7 protein-coding genes are annotated in these 6,252 nt (G+C 67.5%); 4 read left to right on the plus strand and 3 right to left on the minus strand.

Annotated elements, in window-relative coordinates; genetic code table 11:
• Window positions 1–505: 505 nt before the first annotated feature.
• Window positions 506–1,327: an ArdC-like ssDNA-binding domain-containing protein gene (locus tag Mrose_RS17470; protein ID WP_119280451.1), complete on the plus strand. Its 822-nt coding sequence runs from the start codon at window positions 506–508 to the stop codon at window positions 1,325–1,327.
• A gap of 111 nt (window positions 1,328–1,438) precedes the next feature.
• On the opposite strand, the gene Mrose_RS17475 is transcribed toward Mrose_RS17470, so the two are convergent.
• Window positions 1,439–2,542 (minus strand): DNA methyltransferase, encoded by a 1,104-nt coding sequence (locus tag Mrose_RS17475; RefSeq protein WP_220452360.1) that lies wholly within the window; start codon window positions 2,540–2,542, stop codon window positions 1,439–1,441.
• Window positions 2,539–4,221, minus strand: coding sequence for an ATP-binding protein (locus Mrose_RS17480; RefSeq protein ID WP_245970013.1), 1,683 nt, complete (start codon window positions 4,219–4,221; stop codon window positions 2,539–2,541). Before Mrose_RS17480 ends, Mrose_RS17475 begins: the two co-directional genes overlap by 4 nt.
• Window positions 4,222–4,267: 46 nt before the next feature.
• Here Mrose_RS17480 and Mrose_RS17485 point away from each other — a divergent pair, with 46 nt between their 5' ends.
• Window positions 4,268–4,675 (plus strand): hypothetical protein, encoded by a 408-nt coding sequence (locus Mrose_RS17485; RefSeq protein WP_245970014.1) that lies wholly within the window; start codon window positions 4,268–4,270, stop codon window positions 4,673–4,675.
• 15 nt (window positions 4,676–4,690) lie between these two features.
• Window positions 4,691–4,843, plus strand: coding sequence for a hypothetical protein (locus Mrose_RS19040; protein ID WP_018466146.1), 153 nt, complete (start codon window positions 4,691–4,693; stop codon window positions 4,841–4,843).
• Here the strand turns inward: Mrose_RS19040 and Mrose_RS17490 are convergent.
• Window positions 4,840–5,424, minus strand: coding sequence for a helix-turn-helix transcriptional regulator (locus Mrose_RS17490; RefSeq protein ID WP_119280457.1), 585 nt, complete (start codon window positions 5,422–5,424; stop codon window positions 4,840–4,842). The genes Mrose_RS19040 and Mrose_RS17490 overlap by 4 nt on opposite strands.
• Before the next feature lie 485 nt (window positions 5,425–5,909).
• Between Mrose_RS17490 and Mrose_RS17495 the strand changes: the two genes are divergently transcribed.
• Complete coding sequence (locus tag Mrose_RS17495; protein ID WP_018465389.1) at window positions 5,910–6,191, plus strand: hypothetical protein; 282 nt, start codon at window positions 5,910–5,912, stop codon at window positions 6,189–6,191.
• Window positions 6,192–6,252: the final 61 nt, after the last annotated feature.

The raw sequence follows: 6,252 nt of genomic DNA on the forward strand, positions 1-6,252 counted from the left end.
GATTAGCAGCAGGTCTTGCCAGCGATGTTGGGTTTTCAAGTACTCGCGGGAATCGGGTATCTGGGCTAGATGCGGCAACGGACTAGGGATGGAGACAGATTTCATATGTGCTTATGATAAAAGCCTGCCCTGCGGGGCACGTGGGGGAGTCCTCGCCTCGCCGTGGCGAGGCGACCAGGGCTAAAGCCGCTGGGTTTTATAGCTCCCCCACACCCCCTCGCTTCTATAAGGTAGAAGAGAAACTTACTCCTGGTCGCGATTGACCCAACTGTGGGTATCTATAGCGTGTTGTGGTGACGTCCGGGCAAGTGGAGGGGTCTTGGGGCTCTCCCAAGGCCCCTCCACTTTCTGAGGCGCTACAGCTCCCTCAGCGCCTGGTGTACTCCCGCGCACGCGGGGAGGTCTGAGCGGTAAGGGTTCCACTCCAGCCGCAGACCGTTAATTTCTGGAGCCAGAACCAGGGGGCGGCTTGGGCCGCCCCCCTCCTTTGGGCGAGGAGGTAGCCATGAAAGCCGACGCGCTGATGCAGAGCATCGAGACCTGGTTGAAGCAACTGGCCGCCGAGCTCGAGGAGGGGCACACCCGGGGCTTCCTGGACTTCCTGGAGAAGATGGGCCGCTTCCACCGCTACAGCGCCCGCAACGTGGCCCTGATCCTCCAGCAACGGCCCGACGCCACCCTGGTGGCAGGGCTGAAGCGCTGGAACGAGTTGGGCCGCCGGGTCAAGCGGGGGGAGCGCTCGATCGCCATCCTGGCCCCCACCCTGAAGCGGGTGGAGGTGGTGGAGGAAAGGACCGGTGAGGTAAAGCTCGAGGAGCGGCTGGTGGGGTTCCACACCGCCTGCGTGTTCGACGTCGCGCAAACCGAAGGCAGGCCGCTGGCCCCGACTGGAGAGGCCTCCCCGGAAGGGCCCGCCCTCTACGCCCGGTTGCGGGCCGCCTGCCCGGTGCCGGTGCGGGAGGGGCTGCTGCCCAGCGGGGTGCACGGGCAGACCGACGGCAGGGAGATCATCCTGGCCGCCGACCTGAGCGCCGGTGACAGGGCGGCGGTGCTCCTCCACGAGTGGGCGCACGTCCTGCTGCACTACGGGGGAGTGGAACCGCCGGTGACGGTGAAGGAGCTCGAGGCCGAGGCGGTGGCCTACGCGGTGGGGCGGCACCTCGGGCTCTCGATGGAGGGCAGCCGCGACTACATCCTCCACTGGCGGGGCGCGGTGGAGGGGCTGGAAACCTCCCTCGAGCGCATCGCGAGGGCCGCGCGGAGGATCCTCGAGCAGGTAGACGCCATCCCATCGGTCGTGGCAGATCAGGAGAGGGTAGCTGCTTGATGACCTAGGGGTGGTCAGCACCACCCCTTTGTCCTGTCGCCTATTGGGGGTAGAGCCACAGCAACCCAGATGAGCACCCTCAAGCCACCGCTGCCCTAGGAGTGCGGGTAGCTACCCTAGGGAGCAGAAGAAATCGTACTCCTGCACCGAACGGTTCCCCCTGGGCAGGAAGGCGCTAGCCTGCCGGCGTCCTTTGGGGGCGGGGGGAACGGGCTTGAGCTCCTCTACCTTCCAGGGGGTGTCCCTGAGCGATTCGCGGATCAGCTCCACAGGCTCCGTGCTTCGGCTGCCAAGGCCGCCGAAGCGCACGGCCATGCGCGCTTCGTCCACGCATTGGGCGGCCACATTCTGCCACACCCGGGAGAGGTCGGCGACGAACCGCTCAGGGCTGCCGTGCCCCAGCTGGCTGGACTGGTCGTACTGCACGGCGTCGGGCCCGCCCAAGAACCAGTTGCGCAGCCACTGGTCGGGAACGTAGGTCCGCATCCCGAAGTACGGCGGCGAGGTGATCACCCAGTGGAACTTCTCCTGGGCGCTCCTGAAGGTCTCGCCCTCGCGGCTGTCCCCCAGCGTCACCGCTCCCCGAGGGGGCAACAGACGGGCATAGTAGCGCCGGGCCCGCCGTTCGATCACCTCGAGGGTGTTCACCCGCACGGGCCTTAGGCCCCGCGAGCGCCAGAAGCGCGTCGCGTAAGCGGGCTTGGGGGCGTAGGTGCGGGGGCATTGGTTGGAAAGGTAGCTAGCAGTCTTGTACACCGGGCCGTGAAGGGCCCCCAGCAGGATGCCCCGCAGGGCGAGGCGGGCCGGGCTCGAGCACTCCTCCAGGAAGGCCTCCCGGAAGCGGCACAGCTCCTCGAGCACCTCCGGGTGGTAGGCCCACTGCCAGAACTCCCCTTGTGGCACCTCTTTAGGCGCAGGCCGGGTGAGGATGAGGCGGGCTTCCTGGAGGATGGCCTCCAAGGGAGGGCCGACCAGCTTGGCCGCGGTGATGGCTACGGCGACCGGGCTCGAGTCTACCCCCAGCGAGTCCAGCCCCAGCAGCCTCGCGGCGAAGTTGGTGGTGCCCCGCCCGCAAAAGGGGTCCAGCACCCGTTCGGTGGGCCGGGCACTCCCCTCCAGGACCGAAAGGGGGAAATCCAGAGGGAACATGGTGAAGTAGGGGGCGATGGCGTTGAGCCGGAGGGCGTCCGGGTGCGCACGGCCTTCCCCCCTCATTCCCCCCTCCGCAACCGCACCCACCGGATGTTTCTGCCCTTCCTGTTGGGAGCGGAATAACCCTCCCAGGCACCCTTACCAAAGGCCGCGTCCAGGACACGCGGAAGGTTGTGGTGGGCCCAATCTTTTGGATTGTCCCAGCCCGAGGGTAGATGCTCGGCCACCCAGCCCTGGAGTGCGCCGTAGGGTTTCCCCCGTTCCGTCGCAAGCTCTTTACCCAGCGGATCGTTTTTGAGGCTTTGTGCCAGATTTTGGATCGTCTGGGCCAGATAATCTCCATCTCCAGGATCCTCACCTCCCGACCCAGGCTCGGTTTCCGATGACTTCTCGGGAACCTCACCCAGCCGCTCCCGCAATCCAGCCACGGCGGTGGCCGCGGCTTCCTTGGTGTATCGCGGATCCTGGGGGGAGTACCTCTGCTCGAACGAGAGCACCCGCAGGCTCACCGGGTAGGGCTTCCCCCCCACCGAGCTCCAGAACACCCCCTGCCCCGGGATGGGCTCGTTGAGCAAGGAGGAGAGCAGGTCGTCGCTGAAGTGGGCGTTGGCGCGTTTCAAGGCCATCAGGTCAGCCTGGGAGAGTAGGTGGAAGATGAACCAGTTGTCCCCCTGGGAGAGGATCTCCACCGGGATGCTGCCCGGCTGCTGGGTCACCAGCAGCGCCCCCAGGTCGTACTTGCGCCCCTCCTTCACCCACTCGACGTAGGGCTCAGAAGTGGTAGCCTCACCACCCAGCACCGACTGGGCTTCCTCGATCACGGCGATGGTGGGGATGGTGTGGGGGGTGGCCTCGGTGAACTCCCGCTGGTTGTGATCGAAGATCCGGCGCAGGATCAGGCCCGAAAGGATGAGGGACTGTCCGCCTCGCATCTGGGAGATGTCCACCACGCACAGCTTGCCCTCCCTCAGGGCCAGCATCAGCAGGTCGAGCATCCGGCTCTTGGGATCGTGCAGCATGCGCACGATGGCGGTCATGTTGCTGCGGGCCGCGGTGGCTTCGGCCTCTTGCTTGGGATACTCCAGATCCAGAAGCGCGGACACCTGCTGTAAGTCGGTACTGTTGCCATCTCGGTGAATCATGTCCACTAGCTGCGCCCACTTGCTGTCGTTGAGCCCCCGGAGCTTGCGCACGTTCTGCTGCTCCTGCCGCTCGGGGTCGAGGGCGATGGAGATCACGTCGGCGGGTCTGAGCCGGCGGATGTCCAACCGGATGTCGCCGGCCACGAAGGAGCCGTAGTAGGGGCTGGGGGCCTTGCGGCTGGTAAACACGACCAGCTTGTCCTCCAGGTGGGGTACGTCGCACAGGCCAGGCCGGCCCTTATCGTCAGGCCAGAAGTACTCGCCGTCCGGGTCGAACAGCACTGTGCCTACCTTGACCTTCCGCCCCCCCCGCTTTTCCACCGTGGGGGTATCGCGGTAGAGCTCGCTGAAGAGCAGCTTGTTGAGGTTGGATTTGCCGAAGCCCGCCCGGGCAAAGATGAAGCTGCGCCGGGCCACCAGCGAGCCTACGGGGAAGCGGATGAGCACCTCCGGGGAGACCACCTGCATCCAGGGCTCCGGCTTGAACTCGGCGCTGCCCTCGGCGTAGACGTACTCCCCGAAGGCCAAGTGGCCGATAGGGGCTCCTTCAATGTTATGCCCCGCCAGCTCCCGCAGCACCGCGTCGTCCAGGAAGGCCACCTTCCAGCTGGGGTTCGAGGCCTTTAACCTGCGCGACCCGGCGGACGTGAGGCGGCTGCTCGAGCGGCGCCCGGACCTCGAGGCACGGGTGGAGGAGCTGCGGTCGAGGCTAGGGGCGCAGGGCGTGGAACCCGCACAGACCCTCCCGCCCAGTTGCACCAGCGCGGTGTCGTTGCACCGCTCGTGGCCCCTGGGCAACCCTTACACCCGCCACCGGGTCTCCTGCAGCCGGGCGTGGATCGAAGGCGAGATCGCCGCGGAGATCCTCAACCACGACACCGGGGAGCAGCGGCGCAACCACCGGGTCCTCTGGTATGCCTCCTCCGGGGTCGTCGACTCAGGCACCATCCCCTACCGGGCGGGCAACTACTACTGCGGCTATGCCGACGGGATCCTGTGGTTCGACCAGTGGGTGATGTACCCCGCCGGGTCACCCGCCTGCGGTACACTGTAGGTCGAAGAGGACGCCATGCTCGCGCTGATTCGGTGGCTGCTCGCCCGCCTGGGCTTCTCCCGCGCCCTGGTGAGCCGGGAAATTCCCTGGCGCGCCGTGCCGCGGGGCTCGGCGGAGGCCAGGGCCGCCGAAGAGGAGTACCTAGAGCGCAAGCGGCGTGAGCGCTAAAACCCGGCGGTACCGGCCGGCCCCCTGCTGTGGGGGGCCGGCCGACTCGAGGCTGGCACTGCGGGCATGACCCCCCTTCCGGCCCACAGCCGGGGGTGCATGCCAAGGTAGTAGAGGGCCAGCTCTACCCGGCCCCTCAGGCCGAGCTTCTCCCGCAGAGCCCCCACGCGGTTCTCCACCGTGCGGCGGCTCACCCCGAGTTCGCGGGCGATCTCCGCGTTCTCCAGCCCGAAGGCCAGACGCCGCAGCACCGCCCGCTCACAGGGCAGCAGTCCGTCTTCCAGCACAGGACCCTCGTAGAAGCACTCCCCTTCGGCCACCCGCCCCAGGGCAGCCAGCACCTCCTGGGGGCCCACAGGACGGGCGATCACCCCCTGTGGCCTGAGGTCCACCAGGTCACGCAGGTAGGGGGCTGAGTTCACCCCGGTGACCACCAACACCGGGCGGGGCAGGTGCGGCAGCGTATGCAGGGCGTATCCCCAGGGGGCGTCAAGCACCAGGTGGGCTGCCCCCGGAAGGGGGGACGAGGCACAGAGGGCCTCGCCGTGAAGCCGTAGCGTGTCGTTGCCGCTGAAGACCATCCACCCACCTCATGCCGTGAAATCCGTCTACCGGTCCAGGATATACAGATCGAATCCGGTTAATGGTTAGACGGGGTGCGTCGAGGGCGAGGGGATGAAGCTCCCGCAAATCGTCAAGGGCAAACACCTTCACAAGCCAAACGACGTCCGAGGCCTCAACTGGTCCCCTCAACAAGCCCGTGGGGTTAGGCCACACAGGCCGGTGTTGGGAGCCGGGGTAACCCCGGCTGAGCAGCGGCCAGCGCACCTTGAGGGCTTTCCCCGCACCCACGCCCCTGCCCTGGCGCTTCCGGGGAGTCGCCCGGGCGGGCTGGAGACCGGGGCTGTGCTGGAGTGCTGGGGTCGCCGGACGGGAAGCTGAAAGGGTTTCCGAAGGGATCACCCCGGACCGCAGAGGGGCCAGGGGGCGCGAGCGCCCCACTGGGGGGACCGGCCGGGGTGTCGGGACAGGCCTGCACCCGCGCGCCCGGCCGAAGGAGGCGGCTATGGCGAGCGTGATCCCCCAGACCCCCCTGCAGCGGCTCTACGAACAGCGCGAGATCCTCCGGGCACGGCTGCGCCGGGCCAGCGACGCCCGTGAGCGGGCGCGGCTCGACGACGCCCTCTTCGAGCTGCGCTGCGCCATCCGTGCCGAGCGCGAGCGTGTGCGGGGGGTGGTGTGGTGCTGCGAGGGGTGCGGCTTTGCCATCCACCCCACCGGCTGGCTCGAGTTCTGCCCGGAGTGCGGGGGTCGCTGGGAGATAGGAAAGGAGCTGAAAGGGCAGTAGTTATCTTGCCCCCCCGGATACCCCGGATTGGGGACGGGGGCAAGAACCAGGGGGCGCAAGC

Origin of the sequence: Calidithermus roseus (assembly GCF_003574095.1) — a bacterium.
Classification (GTDB): Bacteria; Deinococcota; Deinococci; order Deinococcales; family Thermaceae; genus Calidithermus; species Calidithermus roseus.

What these genes read in the sequence shown, in the direction of transcription:
- Mrose_RS17470 (WP_119280451.1), top strand. Translation starts at nt 506, where the DNA reads ATGAAAGCCGACGCGCTGATGCAGAGCATCGAGACCTGGTTGAAGCAA.
- Mrose_RS17475 (WP_220452360.1), bottom strand. Translation starts at nt 2,542, where the DNA reads ATGAGGGGGGAAGGCCGTGCGCACCCGGACGCCCTCCGGCTCAACGCC.
- Mrose_RS19040 (WP_018466146.1), top strand. Translation starts at nt 4,691, where the DNA reads ATGCTCGCGCTGATTCGGTGGCTGCTCGCCCGCCTGGGCTTCTCCCGC.
- Mrose_RS17490 (WP_119280457.1), bottom strand. Translation starts at nt 5,424, where the DNA reads ATGGTCTTCAGCGGCAACGACACGCTACGGCTTCACGGCGAGGCCCTC.
- Mrose_RS17495 (WP_018465389.1), top strand. Translation starts at nt 5,910, where the DNA reads ATGGCGAGCGTGATCCCCCAGACCCCCCTGCAGCGGCTCTACGAACAG.